13 protein-coding genes are annotated in these 18,120 nt (G+C 36.6%); 10 read left to right on the top strand and 3 right to left on the bottom strand.

What is annotated here, in order from left to right; all coding sequences use genetic code 11:
- Nucleotides 1-273 precede the first annotated feature (273 nt).
- The 4 genes from BMMGA3_RS14765 to BMMGA3_RS14745 all read left to right on the top strand — a co-directional run bounded on the left by BMMGA3_RS14765 (nt 274) and on the right by BMMGA3_RS14745 (nt 4,677).
- Nucleotides 274-744, top strand: a complete 471-nt coding sequence (locus BMMGA3_RS14765; RefSeq protein ID WP_003346549.1) for a competence protein ComK — start codon at nt 274-276, stop codon at nt 742-744.
- Nucleotides 745-1,237: 493 nt separating this feature from the next.
- Nucleotides 1,238-2,950, top strand: a complete 1,713-nt coding sequence (locus BMMGA3_RS14760; protein WP_003346547.1) for a methyl-accepting chemotaxis protein — start codon at nt 1,238-1,240, stop codon at nt 2,948-2,950.
- A 354-nt stretch (nt 2,951-3,304) separates the two neighbouring features.
- Nucleotides 3,305-3,793 (top strand): sigma-70 family RNA polymerase sigma factor, encoded by a 489-nt coding sequence (locus BMMGA3_RS14750; RefSeq protein WP_003346543.1) that lies wholly within the window; start codon nt 3,305-3,307, stop codon nt 3,791-3,793.
- 227 nt (nt 3,794-4,020) lie between these two features.
- Nucleotides 4,021-4,677: a carboxymuconolactone decarboxylase family protein gene (locus BMMGA3_RS14745; RefSeq protein ID WP_003346541.1), complete on the top strand. Its 657-nt coding sequence runs from the start codon at nt 4,021-4,023 to the stop codon at nt 4,675-4,677.
- A 77-nt stretch (nt 4,678-4,754) separates the two neighbouring features.
- On the opposite strand, the gene BMMGA3_RS14740 is transcribed toward BMMGA3_RS14745, so the two are convergent.
- A complete protein-coding gene (locus tag BMMGA3_RS14740; RefSeq protein WP_003346539.1) occupies nt 4,755-6,581 on the bottom strand; it encodes a diguanylate cyclase in 1,827 nt (608 codons plus the stop codon).
- Nucleotides 6,582-6,748: 167 nt separating this feature from the next.
- On the bottom strand, nt 6,749-7,348 hold the full coding sequence (locus BMMGA3_RS14735) for a DUF5317 domain-containing protein (RefSeq protein WP_003346535.1): 600 nt from the start codon (nt 7,346-7,348) through the stop codon (nt 6,749-6,751).
- A 330-nt stretch (nt 7,349-7,678) separates the two neighbouring features.
- On the opposite strand from BMMGA3_RS14735, the gene BMMGA3_RS14730 reads away from it, so the two are divergent.
- The 6 genes from BMMGA3_RS14730 to BMMGA3_RS14705 all read left to right on the top strand — a co-directional run bounded on the left by BMMGA3_RS14730 (nt 7,679) and on the right by BMMGA3_RS14705 (nt 15,897).
- A complete protein-coding gene (locus tag BMMGA3_RS14730) occupies nt 7,679-8,134 on the top strand; it encodes a hypothetical protein (RefSeq protein WP_003346533.1) in 456 nt (151 codons plus the stop codon).
- Between the two features lie 174 nt (nt 8,135-8,308).
- Entirely contained in the window at nt 8,309-9,643 is a 1,335-nt protein-coding gene (locus tag BMMGA3_RS14725; protein ID WP_003346531.1) for a UDP-glucose dehydrogenase family protein, read from the top strand.
- Between the two features lie 92 nt (nt 9,644-9,735).
- Entirely contained in the window at nt 9,736-10,398 is a 663-nt protein-coding gene (locus BMMGA3_RS14720; protein WP_003346529.1) for a hypothetical protein, read from the top strand.
- Between the two features lie 14 nt (nt 10,399-10,412).
- A complete protein-coding gene (locus BMMGA3_RS14715; protein ID WP_003346528.1) occupies nt 10,413-11,624 on the top strand; it encodes an efflux RND transporter periplasmic adaptor subunit in 1,212 nt (403 codons plus the stop codon).
- A 132-nt stretch (nt 11,625-11,756) separates the two neighbouring features.
- Entirely contained in the window at nt 11,757-15,245 is a 3,489-nt protein-coding gene (locus tag BMMGA3_RS14710) for a S8 family peptidase (protein ID WP_003346526.1), read from the top strand.
- Nucleotides 15,246-15,351: 106 nt separating this feature from the next.
- Complete coding sequence (locus tag BMMGA3_RS14705) at nt 15,352-15,897, top strand: transposase (RefSeq protein ID WP_003346524.1); 546 nt, start codon at nt 15,352-15,354, stop codon at nt 15,895-15,897.
- Nucleotides 15,898-15,930: 33 nt separating this feature from the next.
- On the opposite strand, the gene BMMGA3_RS14700 is transcribed toward BMMGA3_RS14705, so the two are convergent.
- On the bottom strand, nt 15,931-18,039 hold the full coding sequence (locus tag BMMGA3_RS14700) for a WD40 repeat domain-containing protein (protein ID WP_003346523.1): 2,109 nt from the start codon (nt 18,037-18,039) through the stop codon (nt 15,931-15,933).
- Nucleotides 18,040-18,120: the final 81 nt, after the last annotated feature.

Raw genomic sequence — 18,120 nt, 5'->3', positions numbered from 1 at the left:
ATTCATAAATCTAAAGAACTAGATGTGTTACTATAATAAAACAATTAAGGAAAAATAGTCCATAACTATTTACCTATAGTTATTTCGTGCAAATTTTACCAGACGTCATGTTGAAATTCAATAGACTGATTGTAAATTCTTCTCAAATATCCAGAATTATGTTAAGAACTATTTTTTAATAGTAAAATTGTAATTGACAAATATATACATTTTGATTATTCTGGAAATAATATAGTATATATGTCATATTTTAGAAGAAAAGGAGGAAAAATAATGGCGAAGGAAGCGGTTCATTATGAATTAAATCCGAATACGATGGCCGTTTTGCCTATAAGAGATGAAAAGTATGCAAGTAAAATCCTTGAGACAAATGATGTACTATATTCTGTCAGAACTCCTATTCAACTAATAAAGGATGCTTGCCTTGAAGGCGGATCAACCTATGAAGGAAGGAAACGGGCAGTTGTTTACTTGACCGGAACCCAAAATAAAATTCCTGTACCGGTTAACCCGCAGCTGGATATGTATGCTTTCCCAACGGAATCGCCAAGATCTTTTGATTGTCAATGGATTTTTCACAACCATGTAAAACGAATTTTACCTGGAAAACACCGCCAAGGTTCCATTATTGTATTTTCCAATCAATCCCGACTGCATCTTGACATTTCTTATTATGCCCTTCAAAAACAACTTCACCGTACGGCATATACAAAGTTCCGTTTTTCCTCACCTGTCCATACTTAAATGTAATCTTAAAAAAACGGGTAGATTTTTATTTTTGAAAAATTTATGGGCTTTTGTTATTTTTGCCTCTTTTATGCTGATCGTTATACATAACTATAACCACAGGTATGTTCTCCTTTTTAATCAAACGTTTGATTAATAAATTTTTGCCTTCATAAAAGCAGCCAGACAGCTTTTTACGGTCCTAAAATAAAAAAACGGGGAAGCTACAACGAGTTGTTGTTTGGCTTCCGCGTTTTTTTTTGCCAATTTGAGTTAGTAATTTCCTCAAGACGAATGCTTCCGAGTGGAATCTCTGTATCATACCAGGAATTCTTCTTTGTCATTATCATATTTTTAATGGTGATTTAACATTACCCCAACATCTTTCATCGATCTAATATGGTATAATTCAACAATATATGACAATTTTCACACTGTTAGGTAGAAAATACTAATTGAAATTGATGCAGCTAGATAATCATTTAGAAAAATGAAAGGAGAACTATTTTATATGATATTGCGGAATCTAAGAATCTATCAAAAATTGTTAATCTTACTGATCATTTCCGCTCTTTCATTAGGAGTGGTAGGAGCAGTTGGAGTAAATTATGTAAGAGAAATGGCTCGGAAATCAGAATATACGTATAAAGAAAACTTGATGCCAATTCAATGGATAGGACAAATTAGAATTAATAACCGCGCTCTTGATTCTTATACTTTAGAACTTATGATTACCAAGGATTTTGCACGGAAAGTGCTGTTGAAAAGAATGATTGACTCTGAGGTAAAAGAAATCGATTCATTAATTAAGCAATACGAGAATACACATATGACTGCTGAAACAAGAAAAATGCTTGACTACTATAAACTAAACATGAAACGGCTTCGAAGTTTCAGAGAAGAAGTCATTCAGTTGGCTGAACTTAATCGAAATGACGAAGCTTACAAGCTTTATATAGAAAAAGTTGCTCCACAACGCACCAAAGCAAATGCTATGCTAGCCAAATTAGGGGAACTGAATGAAAAGATCGCCGGACAAACGAATTTTCAAAATAAGCAAGATTTGAGAAATGCAACCATTATTTTAGGTATTGTCATTGCAACAGCGCTTATCTTTTCAATAGTAGTTGGGATCTTGATCACAAGAATGATTGTAAAACCAACGGAAGAACTGAAGAACTTGCTCTCTAAGGCGGAGAAAGGAGACCTTACCGTAAAAGGAACCTACCAATCAAAGGATGAATTTGGTGCATTGACAGCATCTTTTAATAACATGATCCAAAGTTTGCAAAGAATCCTTCTTACTGTAAATGAAAGCTCACATCAAGTTGCCATTGCATCAGAAGAACTGACTGCAAGTGCGGACCAAACAATTTCAACATCAGAACATGTATCATCTGCCGTTCAAGAAATAGCAAGCGCAGCCGAAAATTCAACAAACAAACTCGATCAAAATGCAGATGCACTGAAGGACGCACTTGAAGGATTTTTACGAATAGCCGAAAAATCAGCAACTGTTTCAGAATTAGCGAGAGAAAGCGAAAAAGAGGCAGAAGAAGGCGGCCAATTTGTGGAAAACAATTTAGCTCAAATGAGGTCGATCCATGAATCGATTCGTAAATCCAATGAAGTTATTCATTCCCTTTCACACCGCTCTCAAGAAATAGGAAAAATACTGGATGTCATAAGCGGGATTGCTGATCAAACCAATCTTTTAGCTTTAAATGCAGCTATTGAAGCAGCTAGAGCGGGAGAACACGGAAAAGGGTTTGCAGTAGTAGCTGAGGAAGTAAGAAAATTAGCTGAACAATCGCAAACTTCAACGAAATTGATTGCAGATTTAATTAATAGTATTCAAGAAGATACAGAAGAATCTGTTCAGACTATGAGTGAAATTATGAATAATGCAGAGAAAGGCGTTAAAGTCTCGGTTGAAACATCGAATAAGTTTATGCAGATTTTAGACAAAACCCGAAATATCACCCCGCAAATTGAAGAAATAACGGCAACCGTTCAGCAAATTACAGCAAGTGTGGAAGAAGTATCTTCATCCGCCTCTGAAATTGCGTTGCTTGGCCAAAAAAATGCAGCTAGTTTTGAAGAAGTTGCAACGTCAACCGAGGAACAGCTTGCTTCAATGGAGGAAATTCATGCTTCGGCAAAATCCCTTGCCCAAATGGCAGAAGAACTGGAATCCCTCGTCAGACAATTTAAGATTGAGTGATATACATGGAAAAACTTATGAATCTAAATGCACTATTTTTGGCTTTAACAACTGCCGCAGGATTAAGAGCCGCTTCCGTTGAGAAGCGGTTTTTTTTATGAATCTGCCTTAACAATACGGCTTTTAATATTCAAAAAAAGAATTGTTGTAATTTTAAAAAAATATGCGATTTTTCAGGAATTGACTCGTTTTTTATTTCGAAAATTAACATTTTGCCTTGTGAAAAAGGATAAAATACGCCTTTTTTCGGCTCAAAAATCAAATTTTCTCGGTTCGATAAAAAATTTTGACGACGTTATGGTATAGCTACCCGGGAATATAAGAGAAAGCGCGCTTTCCTGAAAGGATCTTATAATGGAAAGCTTTGAGCAGTTAGCAAGGCAATATGAACCAATGATTCACAAACTCATTTTCACTGCAAATATTTACAAAAATAAAGAGGAATTTTTTCAGCTTGGATTGATTTCCTTATGGGAAGCGAGCCAGAGATTTAATCCTGAGAAAGGTAACTTCACAAATTACGCTTATACGTATATAAAAGGAAAGTTTATGACGGAATTGACGAAAGCAAACAAGCATGAAGAACGGAACATCTATCCAAAGGAAGAGTTTTGGGAGTTTATTGTAGACCCAATTACCGAAGATCCCTTTGAAGTCAATTTTTTATTGTCGTATTGTGAGCCATTGACCCCAAACCAAACAAAATGGGTATTGTACACTTTCTTGGACGGATTGACGATCAAAGAAATCGCGGAGAAAGAAAATGTGTCCGTTTCAGCCGTTAAAAGCTGGCGGAAAGGAGCGAAAGAAAAATTGAGAGAGAGTTTGAAAAGCTGCCGGTAAAACCAGTCTTCCTTTAGCCGCAATTCTATAAAAATACTCGTAAACGGCAAACCGTATATTAGAGTTTTGCTGTTTCATCCAACACAAAAAATGGGAGATGCTGCTTAGCACTCCCATTTTTGTAAAGGGCCTGGCCCCTTCAATCAAACATAAATTTCATTGGTTATTTTTCATTATTTTCAGTATAATAATAATTATAATATAATACTTAATTAGGAGGAATGATCATGTCTGATAGTTTGTATCAAAAATCTTACTTCTCTAGATTGCCCGAATTAAAAGATTTAGCACCGGAGGCTTTCCGTGCATTTTTAGAATTTGACCAAAAAGCTCTTGCTGAGGGAAAACTCAGTAAATCATTCAAAGAATTGATTGCTATTGCGGTTGCTCATACAACTGGTTGTCCGTATTGCATTGATTTGCATGTTGGAAATGCGAAAAAAGCTGGCGTTACGAAAGAACAAATGGCAGAGAGTATAATGGTAGCAACTGCTTTGAAAGCAGGATCTGCGCTTGCTCATGGCGTTAATGCGTTAAATTCATATGATGGGCATGGAGACCAGGAGCTATACAAAAAAGAATATTTTGCTAGAATTAAAGAGTTTTCCAAGTTATCGGGTGATGCATTCGCTTCCTTCATTGATTTTGATTCAAAGTCAATGAAAGATGGAGTATTAAGTGCAAAAGAAAAAGAACTTATCGCGGTAGCGGTAGCTCATACAACAGGATGCCCGTATTGCATTGATGTACATACGACCGGAGCAAAGAAACAAGGGGCAACGAAAGAAGAGTTGGCAGAAAGCATTTTTGTAGCAACAGCATTAAAAGCAGGTTCTGCCCTTGCCCATGCTGTCAATGCGCTTAATTCTTATGATCAAGAATAGTTGATAGAGTTAGCCATGAACAGAGGTGGATGTCACAACAAAAGAGCGTTTCCCGCTCTTTTGTTTGGTTTATTAAACTATGTCAAAACTTTTTCTTCTTTGACGAGATAGTGCTGCTCAATTAATTCAATAAATGGTTCAACATATTTTGGATCAAATTGATTCCCTGAGCAGGCCCTTAATTCTTGAATTGCTTCTTCAAAGGTTTTTGTTTTTTGGTAAGGCCTTTCCGTTGTCATCGCATCAAACGAGTCAATGATGCACAAAAGCCGGGCTAATTTTGGAATGTTTTCTCCTTTTAATCCATATGGATAGCCTTTCCCGTCGTAGCGTTCATGATGGAGCTCAACTAATGGGATCAATTCCTCTAATTGTTTGTTCGTTGAAATGATTTCTTTTCCCCAAATGACATGCTTTTTTGTTATTTCCCATTCATGCGGATCGAGCTTTCCTTTTTTATTTAAAATATCCCGAGGAACTTCCAGCTTTCCAATATCATGGACTAATGCTCCTAAAGTAAATATTTTCCTTTCATGATCACTTAAATTAAGTTTTCTCGAAAAATCGACTGCATATTGGAACACTCGTTTACTATGACGATAAGTATAAACATCTTTTGAAAGGAATATTTTTAATTGTTGTTCCGCTTCCTCAAGCTCTTTTTCAATTGACAAACACTCTTCAAACGAATAGTCGGATTGTTCATTAAATATATGTACCATATTTTTTCCTTGAGCTTTTGAAAAGTACATCGCTTGATCCGCTTTGTTCAGCAGTTCAGATGTGTTATAGGTCCCTTGTTGATATTCGACGATCCCTGCGGAAAACGACAAACACCCGTAAGGAAGTGCTTCCACTCCTTCCACATAGGTGTCATTTGCCTTTTTCCGCAATCTGTCCAAAAAGGATAAAGCTTCATAACTATTCGTATTTGGCATTAAAATAGTAAACTCTTCGCCTCCATAGCGGGCAGCGATATAATTTTTTGCTTGAACCTCTGTTTCTAAAAGAGTGCCAAACTCTTTAAGCAAATGATCTCCTTGAATATGGCCGTATAAGTCATTGTATTTCTTAAAATCATCCAGATCAAGCAAGGCGATGCTTAAAGGCTGTCCGGATTCCCTTGCAGACGAAACCTCTTTTTCCAATACCTCTTTAAAGTATCCATGATTATTTAATCCGGTAAGATAATCCTTGTTAGCTTTATTCGAAATGGCTTGAAACAGTTGAAAGTGCTGGTTGAACGCGATCGATAATAACATTGCAATGCAAACAAACAAAAACAGGCCAAAAAGTCCCTTTTGATCAATTAAAATACCAAGAATAATAGCAAGTAAAAGGATGCTAAAATAGCTTACTAAAAAGGATTTATTTATTATTCCTCTTATGATATTAATCAAGTTTTCGGTTTCGGATAACCAGAAATAAATAATCATAAGACTCATATTTAGGATGAAATACATGCTTAATGAAAGAATATATGGCAATAGGTTCGTTGTATTGATATCTCCAACTACGCCGCCGCAAAGGATAAAAAGATAATAGGATGAAAGAATCATCAAAAAATAAATGGAAAAATTAAAGACATGCTTCCACCAGACAACCTTCCTATGGTATGAAGCATAGATGATTGAATTTAAAAATAGCACATCCAATGTAAGGTCTAGCCCAAATAAAAAGATGCTTGCCAAGTAAATGGCAGAATCCATTGAAAGGGAATTTCCTTCTGGTGGAATGAGGATTGTATAATGATTTAGCAGTAAAATAGTTCCAATTAAAGCAAAAGTGATCACCATTTTAGATGAGGCGTTGAATTGAAAATGGTGTACTAAAAAAAATAAGGAAATCCCAAGAAAAGAAACAATCATTAAATAAATATTAGATGTTTTTTTTAATGCCTGCATTTTACATTCACTCGCATTTATAAACTATTTAGAAGGGAGAAGTTATTGAAATAACAACTTCTCCCTTCTTTCAGGTTATTAGACTAGTTTACATCCAGATGTTAGAGCAACAATTAAGGAGCCAATAATGATCGCATTATATAAAATGCCAGTTAGTTTAACTCGCTTCATCTTGGTTCACCTCCTTTTAAATTGGTGGAGGTGGCGTCGGCAGTCTTTTTTTCCTTAATATGATCGAGCATTAAATGCTGGATGAAAAAGAAGATTCCGATGTTCATAATTACATCGCCGATGCTAATAATCTGGGTCCGCGGATAAGGCTTCGTTAATGGGATAATATCGCCCAAAAACCCAAGCTTAGTAGATTCAGTTAAAATGGCGTGCTTTGCGTATAATTCTTCTTTAAGTGCTTTTAAATACCCTGGTTCCAAAACAGATGCAGCCTCTAAAGAAACAGGCATTCTTCCTCCATTTACAGCCATTACGAGAAAATTTAGAAACACACCGATTAAAATAAGCATAAATCCTTTGTGGTGCCGATTCATAAATAAAAAGAGCATTCCGAGAATATAAACAACGATATATATATATCCGCTTATCTGTCCAAGTATTTTGACATCATTTTGAAAGGCAAAGATCAGAAATTGAATAGCCAATAAAAGCGGAAAGACCCATCCCCACTTTATTTTTAGCTGTGACATAGCTTTTAAATTCCCTTTTCGCAAAAAGCCAACAATAAACGATAATATGATGCCATCAAATACCATTTTATATTACCGCCTAAGCAAGTTATAGTTGTTAAAATCGATAACAGTTATAGGAAAATAATAAACTGGTTAAATAGGCAAATATTTCTATTATAATGATAAACAAACATCATCGCAATTACAATCATTTTTCAACATTTTTCTCTTTTTTCGTAAAATATTCCAATAATTTAAAGTGGAACCAGTTCGAATTGACCATACTACGGAGAAACATTTTTCTCAGATCCAAATGGGTTTAGATTGAGCTTTAATCTTTGAAATTCTGCTCAATAATTCAATAGCAGCCACATATCCTTTAATAATCTCATTATTAAAGGAGCGAGGCTCAAAATGTCTGGAAAGTTTTCATATAGATTTCTAATCGTGATCATATTAGTTCTCATTTTATGTTCTTTATTAGTTAGAATTATATTTTTTTCACCCGGGGGCCAAGCAAAAGAAGTTGTCGATAAATTCTATCGTTACGAGCAGGAAGGAGAATTCTCTAAATCATGGAATCTATTTCATTCATCCATGAAAGAAAAATTTGATAAAGGACTTTACATACAAGACCGTGCCCATGTATTTATGAATCATTTCGGTGTGGAAACATTTGATTATACACTGGGGAAACCAGAAAAAATAAAGAATTGGAAAATGGCTCAAGGATCTTCTCCCATGAAGATCGTATATAAAATCCCTGTCACTCAATCTTTTAAAAGCAAATACGGAAATTTTAAACTACAGCAGGATGTTTTTGTTGCAAAGGAAAAAAATGAATGGAAAGTTCTTTGGGACTATAAATAGGTAGGAATTTTTTTGTTTTAATTTTTTACAGAAAATTAACAATTATTAACCAATTAGTATCATCATAAAATATTATTATTTTAGTGATTCAAGGATACAAACAGGCTCGGAATTAATTTTTACGTAGTGGAAGAATGAGATGCCTCTTTTTGATTAGAAAGGAAAGTGAACTCAATGAAAACCATTGCTGTAGTGGGCACAGGCTACGTCGGTTTAGTAACAGGGGTTTGTTTAGCTGATATCGGTCATCGTGTCACATGCATTGATATTGATGAACGGAAAGTAGCAACGATGCAGCAAGGGATTTCACCGATTTTTGAGCCGGGTTTGGATGAGTTAATGAAGAAAAATATTGAAAATGGCAGGCTTTCATTTACGACGAGCCACCAAGAAGCGTTTACGGATGCGGATGTGATCTATATAGCGGTCGGTACGCCGCAGAGAGCAGATGGTTCGGCTAATTTACAGTTTATTGAGCAAGTCGCCAAAGATATAGCGGAAAACATTATACGCAATGGTGTTGTTGTTGTGACGAAGAGTACTGTTCCGGTTGGCACGAATGATAAAGTGAAACGTTGGATTCAGGAACATTTAGAGTATGATGTGCAGTTTGATGTTGTTTCGAATCCGGAATTTTTACGAGAGGGCTCGGCAATTTATGATACATTCTACGGCGATCGCATTGTCATCGGAGCTGAAAATGAGCGGGCTGCTAATATTGTTGAAGAAGTGAACAAGCCGTTTGGAATTCCAGTTTTTAAAACAGATATTCGCAGTGCAGAAATGATTAAATACGCATCTAACGCTTTTTTGGCGACAAAGATTAGTTTTATTAATGAAATTGCGAATATTAGTGAAAAGCTGGGTGCAAATATTGAAGATGTCGCTTATGGAATGGGCTTAGATTCGCGAATTGGTTCGAAATTCTTAAAAGCCGGCATCGGCTATGGAGGCTCTTGTTTTCCGAAAGATACGAAGGCACTCGTGCAAATTGCTGGAGATGTTGAGCATAAGTTTGATTTGTTGGAAGCGGTTATTAATGTCAATAATAAACAGCAAGTGAGGTTAGTGGAACTTGCTCTTGAGCGTTTTATTAGTTTGCGAGGAAAGAAAGTGGCGATGCTTGGGTTGGCATTTAAGCCGAATACAGATGATATGCGGGAGGCAGCTTCCATAGTCATGGCTGAACGGCTAATGAAAGAAGGCGCAGTGGTTGTTGCCTATGACCCAATTGCAATTGAAAACGCGAAGAAATTTATTGGTGATAAAATAACATACGTTGAAACGATTGAATCGGCCTTGGACCAAGCAGACGCTGTTTTTATCGTTACGGAATGGGATCAAATAAAAAATCTGCCTCTTGACACATTTGCAAAGCTAATGAAGGAACCAGTCGTCTTCGATGGAAGGAATTGTTACAAATTAGAGGAAGTAAAAAAACATTATATCGAATATTACTCAATCGGCCGGCCTAGTATAAAAGAAGGGGTCTGGCCCCTACTAAAGTAGGGGCCAGACCCCTTCTTTCGCCATTTTTCTGGCATTAATTTCAATATTCGATATATAATAAAACCACTGAATATAGTTTGGAGGAGCGGATTATGATTTATCGCATGCGGCTTTTTAAAGGAATCCTCAAACCAAAAACCTATTTATATCAATTAGAAAAAGCAGAAGTGATTAAGGGGTTATGGGTTAGGCTTCTGCTATTAATATTCGCAAGCGGCCTTGTTTTTTTTATTGGCGGGTATTTCGGAATAGGCTCTGAGTTTCTATCAAAATATATAACAGAATTTAGCAGGAATGAATTTGAGACTTATAAATTATTAGTCATAATAGGCCAATGTCTTTGGGGGATTTTTTATGCGGCAGTCGTTCTTTTTCTTCCTGCTCTCATTTATTGGGCTTTATTTGAAGCGGAATTTCGCAAATTGCTAGTTATGCAGGCATTTGTGTTGTTTTTCTTAATAGCTGAAAAAGTAATACTTACTCCTTTTCAAATAACACTTGGAATCGGTGCGGAATCTTCTCCACTGTCTCTTGGAGTAATAACCCAATACATAACGGATCATCAATGGCTGATACATTTCTCCGGTACGATCTCAATTTTTTCTGTATTAGGGATTGTCATTCAATATAAAATGTTGAAAGCCATTACTGATAAAAATCCAAAACTTCTTCTAGCAATTGTTATCCTTCTTAACCTGATCGGCTGGTGTTTGGCAGCCGCATTATCTTATCTTGGGCTTCAGAAACTGATGTAAAGGCGGTGACTTCATTGGGAAAATGGCAACGTGGTGTTTTAATCGCATTATTGATTGTTTTTATAACGGGAAACTTGTTTTTAATTTTAAAAAAGGACAGTAAAATTGTTCGGGCCGCTTTTATTGAAAGATGGGATCCTGCAAAAAAAGAAAATCTTTCTCAAATATTTCATACTTCCGGAGTCGTTGCGCCTCTTGAAGAACACCATTTCTATTTTGATAACCATACAGGAGCGTTTAATAAATTTCTTGTAAACGAGGGAGAAGTGGTGACATCAGGGACTCCGCTATTTGAATACATGACATCGGATATCGAGGAGGAAATTAAAAAAATAGAAATTGAAAAGGAAAAAGTTGAAAACCAGATTACTAGTTTAGAAGATCATATCAATCAATTGAAGGATTATCGGGATTCTTTAACATTTGACAAAGAAGAAAAACACTCTGAAAAATCGATTTTATCCGGTATTGAAAGAGATATATATGAAAAAGAGCTGGAAAAGGACTTACTAGAGCAAGAAGTAAAAAAGTATGAGGAGCAGCTAAAGGTTCTGGATAACGAATCAGGGAAGATGACGGTTGTTAGTGATTTAGATGGGGTTGTAGAAAAGGTGAGAGAAGATTTGAAAAATCCTGTTGTGACGGTTGTTTCTAAAGAACCTTCTGTTAAAGGGACTTTCAATGAAGAAGAAATGAAAAAGGTGTCCACTGGAATGAAGGTTTATGTGTCATCCGGGTTTTTCAAGAAAAGAGTCGAGGGAATCCTTTATAAGGTCCAGGAATTTCCTGAAGGTGAACCAGCGGTGGAAAAAGCGAGCCGTTATCCTTTTACAGTCCGGTTAGAAACAAAAGATGCCGGAAAACCGCTGTTCGGTTCACATGTTAATGTAACGGTTGTAACGAAAGAAGTGAATGGAGCTGTTGCTGTTCCTCCGGATGCTTTAGTGAAAGAAAAAGCTGGTTCGTTTATTTATATCATTAATAAAAGCGGAAAACTCGAAAAACGTAAAGTTTCCGTCGGCATGAAAGCAAACGGAAAAACTGAAATTAAAGAGGGATTGAAAAAAGGAGAATTGATCATCACAAATCCAAAAGCAATTCAAAGAGGAGAAGGCCCATCCTTTATCACCCCATTAAAAGCAGATGAAATAAGCAAAAAAGAACTAAAAAGACTTAAAAAAGAAGAAATATGGAAACCCATCCTTAAAGGGTTTCTTTCTAGGTAAAAAGGCGGGGCCAGACCCCTACGAAAGTAGGGGTCTGGCCCCATTTTTTGTCGAATGGAAAAACTTGCTGTGCACTCTTTTGTGTGGTTTTATAATTTTAATAGATTAAAAATTTAAAAGAGGGGGAGCCAGATGAAAAAATGGGCCAAGCATGCCGCATTAGCAGCTGGACTTGGTTTAGCTGCAAGTAGTGTTTTAGCGCCGCTAGCGGTTTCTGCTGAATCAAAGATTAGTAGACAGCCCGGTGTTGCAGCAATTCAAACCGATCAGCCTTTTTTGCAAAAAAAATTGGACCAAACTGAAAAACCTGCGTTAAGTGATGATACGTTAATTATCAAATTTAAGAAACCGCTTACACAAAAGGAGCACCAGATCGCCGGCGGCATCTTAATTAAGCAGTTTTCAGATTTAAATTATGCTGTTGTCAAGGTAAAGGATAAAAAGAACCTACATAATATCATTAAAAAATATCAAAATTTCAGCCAGGTTGTTTCTGTAAATCCTAGTGCTTTTTATAAACCACTTTCTTTAAAAGATCCCAAAATAAGCGAACAGTACCAAATAGACTTGCTTCATTTAGAAAAAGCCCAACAACTTGCAGGGAAAAATAAGGTTATCGTTGCAGTGATCGACCAGGGCATTGACGTTAATCATCCTGACTTAAAAGGACGCATCTTACCGGGCTACAACGCAGTCAATCCGATGAATCAAGGTACACCGGATTTTCACGGTACACATGTGGCCGGAATTATTGCAGCCAATAAAAACAACGGCATAGGCGGATATGGTGTAAATCCAAATGCAAAAATACTCCCAATTGATGTGTTTGACCGTCAATGGATTGCTTCCGACTACGCAATCGCCCAAGGGATTCTTTATGCAGTTGAAAAAGGTGCAAAAGTCATAAATATGAGTCTTGGCGGGCCAATGCCTTCTCCAATAATTGAAGAAGCATTAAAAAAGGCTGCTGAAAAAAATGTTGTAGTCATTGCGGCTGCTGGCAACACAGGAGATAACACTCTAAACTATCCTGCTGCATATGAAGGTGTGATTAGTGTAGGATCTATTAATAATGAAAAGAAACTCTCTGATTTTTCAACTTATGGAACTTCTGTCGATCTAGTTGCACCCGGTGAAGAAGTTTACAGTACAATCTATGAATATGAGAAGAAATCAAGCTATCGGAAACTGAGCGGAACATCAATGGCTTCCCCGATGGTTGCTGGTGTTGCTTCTCTTTTGCTATCAAAATATCCTAAGCTGACACCGCTGCAGGTAGAATATATTTTAGAACACACTTCTGAAGATCTCGGAGATAAAGGATTTGATATTAAATATGGAAATGGATTAGTCAACCCTGTTGCTGCTCTTCAATTCGACATGAAAAAGCTTCCGCCTTTGACAAAAGGAACATGGACAGAAAAAGAAATTTTAGATAAAGCAGAATCTGTCTCGTTAACAAACAAAGTGGATTTAAAAGGTTCAATTACGAAGCCATTTGAGGAAAAATGGTATAAAACGGAAGTGAAAAAAGGAGAGTTAGTTCAGTTTATTTTAGAAGGAGCACCTCAATACGACTATAAACTTATGGTGCATCTATATTCTCCGAATGGAAAAACTTTACTTGATATTAACAAAGTGAGAGAAGGAGAAACGGAAGGGAAACTATTCGAAGCCCCTTACTCAGGTACCCTTGTTTTTGGAGTCAAGGATGTAAATGGAAGCTTCGATGATTCCGGCAGGGCTCTTTCAAAATATAAGCTTACTGTCGAAAAAACTTCAGAAAAACCGGTGGATGAAAGCAATATTCAAAAACCGCTAAATATTGAACTTCCGTATCATTCCAATAAAAATTTTACTTTAGTGGGGCAAGATGGCGACGATGATTTTTACAAGTTTTCCGTCAAGGAACAACAAGTTATTAAAGTAGACTTATCTGCCTTGCCAGGTGTAGATACAAGTATTAGCGTCTATACGGCCGATCAATTTTCATTGCCTGATGATTCCGAATTGTCGGAAGAAGAGAAGAAAGCCTATTTAGAAAAAATGCTTACTGGCAAGAATCCGATTGAACCGGCATTTTACTCAAACAATGCAGGCAAGAGTGAAGGAGAAACCTTAACTTTTACGGCAATGCCAGAAACGGAGTATATAATCAGAATCTCAAACAAAGTGGAAAACTATTTTGGCATGTATGACTATTTTATGAATTTCGATATGCTTGATGAAGAGCAAGTGCCTGAATCTTCTTTGGTTCCATATGATTTAAAAGTTGAAGGAAAAGTAATTCCACCGGATGAAGATATGTTCCCGATTTCGAATGATGAAGAAGATGCGGGTGCTGAAAAACAACTGGATAAACAGAGAGAGGCTATTGTGGAATCTAGCAAATCTGAGGAAGAGATTGATAATGTTGAAATGATTAAAGAAGGTTCTCAATCTTACCAAATAGGAAATGAAGCAAGCGGCTACCTACAAGCGTTTGAAGATGAAGACTGGTTTGCTGTCACTCCGAAAGAAACGGGAATCTATGAGTTTGATTTATCAAAAAATGAAGCAAGCATTCCAATGATGGAAATCTATCAAATTCAAGAAGAAAAAGATGAGAATGGTAAAACCATAAAATCTTTAAATGAAATTGGTTCTAATGTAAACTGGGGCTGGAATGATGCTATTGTTGACGAAAAATTAATAACGGGCCTTAAAAAGGATGAAACATATTATATTAAGTTAAGTGTCAATAATTTAAATGGCGACATTTCATTTAACCCGTACAAATTTCATTCAAAATTAATTCTGAAAAATCCGCAAGATAAGCATGAGGATAATGATAGTTTAGAAAATATTAAAAATCTGCCCGGATCAGTGGTTGTAGGAAATTTTGCCATGCCGAACGATCAAGACGTATTCTATCTTGAATCAAAGAGCAATCAGGTTTACGGGGTGTCGATAGAGCAAAAAGCAGTTGATCAAAAATGGAGATCCAAATATCCAAAAGAGTTGATCAAGCCTTTTTATGGTATGGCTGCTGTTTTTGAAGACGTTAATAAGAACCGCAAACTTGATGAGAAAGAATATGATCGAGTCCAAAATATTGAAAATGGCTTTTTAAACGGAACGACATTTGGGTCATTTAAAGCAGAGAAGAATAAGAATTACATTATCATTGTTAATGGTTTTGTAGATGGAAATCTTCCGTTGACTTTATTGCCTTATAAGCTTACCATTGGGCCGGTAAATCAAAATGATGAAGATAAGGGTTCAGTAGTGAAGAATAATATTCCATCTAAGCCGCTGGGGCTTAAAAAAATAAGCAGCAAGCAATTGAAGGCTGCCGGTTACCTTAATGCAGGAGTTCCATATGGCGATGAAGACTGGTATGTTCTAAAACTCGATAAGGACACGAAGGGTAAAATTGAGTTGTCTGCTGGTATTGAAGTTGACGGTGTCATATCTATCTATAAAAACGGCAAACAGATCGTATCATCAGACATCTATCCTGAAGGGGACAGTGAAGTCCTATACTTCCATTTGAAGAAAGGCACTTACCACATCAAAGTCAGAGATACATTCGGCCATACAACCTTAACGCCATACACCTTAAGCATTCAATTCCAATAAAAAAATTGTAAAGGGCCTGGCCCCTACTAAAGTAGGGGCCAGGCCCTTTACATTTGCAGGATAAAGTAATTTTTTGTCGAATAGATCAATAAGAGGAGGTGAATTTATGGTAAGAAAACGAAGAGAATGGTATCCTGGCGCCACTTACCACATTATGAGCCGGGGAATTAGAAAACTGCCTATTTTTTATGATGACGAGGACCGAAAAGTTTATTTGAAACAAATGTTAAAAGTAAGAGAAAGATACCCCTTTAAGCTTCACTGTTATTGCCTTATGACAAACCACATTCATCTTCTTTTAGAAACGGATCAATTTCCTCCATCTGATATAATCCGCCTGCTTCACACTCGTTATGCAATCTATTTTAACCATCGCCATCAATTATCCGGACACGTTTTTCAAGGCCGATTTGCTGCTAAACTAATTGATAGTTTAACCTATTTCTTAGAAGCCAGCCGGTACATTCATCGCAACCCGATGGAGGCAGGAATGGCAGAGAAGGCTCAAGATTTTCTTTGGAGCAGTTATATTGCTTATTTTGACACCTCTGTACTCCCATTTATCACCACCGAAAAAACCCTCTCCTATTTTGAAAGCCCATCTGCCAAAAACTACCAACTATTTGTTGAAATGGAACGATCCGACGAATAAAAATAGGTCAAAAGTAGGGGTCTGGCCCCAACTTTAGTTGGGGCCAGACCCTTCTTCTTGGTAATGGTATTTCCACATGTCTGCTTCGTTGCGGAAGTATAGGTTTCCGTATTTATCGATTGCCAGGTCATGAGCGCCTTCTTTTTTCAGGATTGTTACATCTAGTGTGTCCGGATTGGCTTTAAAAAGAATTCCTTCTACTGTTCCATAAATATTTCCATCATTCCCAAAAAGAATTTTCGCGTTTTTAAAACGGCCGGAGATCGCCGGAACAATTTCGATAAAATCAAAATCTCCGCTTTCAATTTCGTATTTAAACAGCTTTCCATCGGCCATTCCCCAAATGGTTTTGTCGTTTTTCCGGTTAATTAAAGAATTAACCATAGTAGCTTTAAAAGGAAGTTTTATTTTCTCTTTTTGTCCAGGGTTATTGATTGGGAACCGGAAAAAAGTCGCATTTTCTGCCGATTTTTTATGATTGGCAAAAACAGTCGTTCCGCCGTATACAAAACCGTTTAAATTAGTTAACGAAATGATGCTCTGGTCGGGAATATAATTTTCGTAGTTAATCGCTTTATTCGTTTTAAGATCATAGACTGAAAGCAGTCCACCCCCAGTGCTTGTTTCCGGATATGTCCCGATAAACAATTTGTTGTTTTCAGATACTCCTAATAAAGCAGTAGTTCGTTCTTGGCCAAGTTCACTGTATCGCTGTAATTCCTTAATGCTGCTGCTATTCCAGGCGCGTGGCAAATCTATTTCCAGTAATTTTGCTTTTGGATAGGTACCAAGGAATAGTTTGTTATTAAAGAATACCATTGATTCAATTTGACTTATCCCTTTAATCTCAGTAGTTTTTCCTGTTTCAATGTCGTAAACCGTCAATCCTCCTGACATAAATCCATTTATGATGATCTTATCCTTTTCCGGGTTTTCTGTCATTGTATACAGAGTGACGGGAAGCTGGGCAAGATTGATTTTTTCTAAAGAAAATTTTCCGGTTTGCAAGTTATAGAGGAAATAGTTTCCATTGTTGCTAAGTAATCCAACAAGTGTATAGCCTGGATATTCCTTTTGGTTTAATTCCACAAAACCAAGGTTGATCGCATCCATACCTTTTAATGGAGCCTTGATTTTTACAATTTCTTTTGATTTGTAATTGTAAGCGTAAAGTTCTCCATTATTTGTATAAAAAACACGGTCTCCATCCGGAGATTTAGCAGAAATCGTTTTAGAAGTAGCATCAATTACGTCTAAAAGTTTCAACGTTTTTTTGTCAAAAACTAATATCTTATGGCTTGGATCAAGGCGGGCAAAAAGGTATTGATCAACTATTTGAATATCGGAAATATATTTTTCATTTCGGTATTCCCATGGCAAAAATCGATACCGGATTTTTGTGCGGATGTCATATCGGATCAATTCAGCCTTAGAGCCGATCCCAATGAAAATACTTTGTAATTCATCATCAAAATATACACTTTTCGCAAATTGTTTTCCTTTGCTTATTTGATCATAATCTATACGTTCACCGATTTCAGGTATGTATGAAAAAACCGTTCCTTCATAAGCTGTAGAGCCGTAAATTCTTCCGCCGGCTGCATCAAGATCTAAAATGGCTGTATCGCGGCCATGCTTTAACACGTTTCCATAATCTTTCAGATTTTGGGATTGTGGATCATACTCATATAGATGTCCGGAAGAAGTTCCTCCAATCCAGACTTTTTGATTTTCATCTACATCTATACCCCATGCACTTGTTGAGTTTTCCAGAGTAAAAATTTTTTCAGTCTTTCCGGAAGCAAGATTAATAATACTTAATGCTGATGGTGTGCCGTGTTGCAGCACGTACATATAAGGCTGGTTATCAGGCGATTTTCCAAATGCAGCTGCCAGAGCGGTTCCATTAAAAACCTGTGGACCTATTTTGGTAAACGTTGCATTTGTATCTACATCGAGCTTTTTGGCAGGCTTAACCGGCTTTTCTACAGGTATTTGACTATCATCCAACTCAATTGAAACATTCTCTGTTAAATTATTTTCTACGGCCAACACCGGAAAAGGAGAAGTTAGTAGTAAAGAGCTGAAAACAATTAGTCCAGCTGACCCAAAAAACTTTTTTCTCGTTGCCTTTTTATTCATATTCCGACCCCTTATTAATATAATTTTCTAAACTAACCATATTTTAGCATAAAAGAAGGGGTCAAAAGAAGGGGTCTGGCC

Origin of the sequence: Bacillus methanolicus MGA3, from assembly GCF_000724485.1 — a bacterium.
In the GTDB taxonomy this organism is placed as follows: domain Bacteria; phylum Bacillota; class Bacilli; order Bacillales; family Cytobacillaceae; genus Bacillus_Z; species Bacillus_Z methanolicus_A.
This window is presented reverse-complemented; position numbering and strand designations above follow the sequence as displayed.

Excerpts from the sequence above, each read along its gene's own strand:
- BMMGA3_RS14750 (WP_003346543.1), top strand. The coding sequence starts at position 3,305 with ATGGAAAGCTTTGAGCAGTTAGCAAGGCAATATGAACCAATGATTCAC.
- BMMGA3_RS14765 (WP_003346549.1), top strand. The coding sequence starts at position 274 with ATGGCGAAGGAAGCGGTTCATTATGAATTAAATCCGAATACGATGGCC.
- BMMGA3_RS14740 (WP_003346539.1), bottom strand. The coding sequence starts at position 6,581 with ATGCAGGCATTAAAAAAAACATCTAATATTTATTTAATGATTGTTTCT.
- BMMGA3_RS14720 (WP_003346529.1), top strand. The coding sequence starts at position 9,736 with ATGATTTATCGCATGCGGCTTTTTAAAGGAATCCTCAAACCAAAAACC.
- BMMGA3_RS14730 (WP_003346533.1), top strand. The coding sequence starts at position 7,679 with ATGTCTGGAAAGTTTTCATATAGATTTCTAATCGTGATCATATTAGTT.
- BMMGA3_RS14760 (WP_003346547.1), top strand. The coding sequence starts at position 1,238 with ATGATATTGCGGAATCTAAGAATCTATCAAAAATTGTTAATCTTACTG.
- BMMGA3_RS14725 (WP_003346531.1), top strand. The coding sequence starts at position 8,309 with ATGAAAACCATTGCTGTAGTGGGCACAGGCTACGTCGGTTTAGTAACA.
- BMMGA3_RS14745 (WP_003346541.1), top strand. The coding sequence starts at position 4,021 with ATGTCTGATAGTTTGTATCAAAAATCTTACTTCTCTAGATTGCCCGAA.
- BMMGA3_RS14710 (WP_003346526.1), top strand. The coding sequence starts at position 11,757 with ATGAAAAAATGGGCCAAGCATGCCGCATTAGCAGCTGGACTTGGTTTA.
- BMMGA3_RS14705 (WP_003346524.1), top strand. The coding sequence starts at position 15,352 with ATGGTAAGAAAACGAAGAGAATGGTATCCTGGCGCCACTTACCACATT.
- BMMGA3_RS14735 (WP_003346535.1), bottom strand. The coding sequence starts at position 7,348 with ATGGTATTTGATGGCATCATATTATCGTTTATTGTTGGCTTTTTGCGA.
- BMMGA3_RS14700 (WP_003346523.1), bottom strand. The coding sequence starts at position 18,039 with ATGAATAAAAAGGCAACGAGAAAAAAGTTTTTTGGGTCAGCTGGACTA.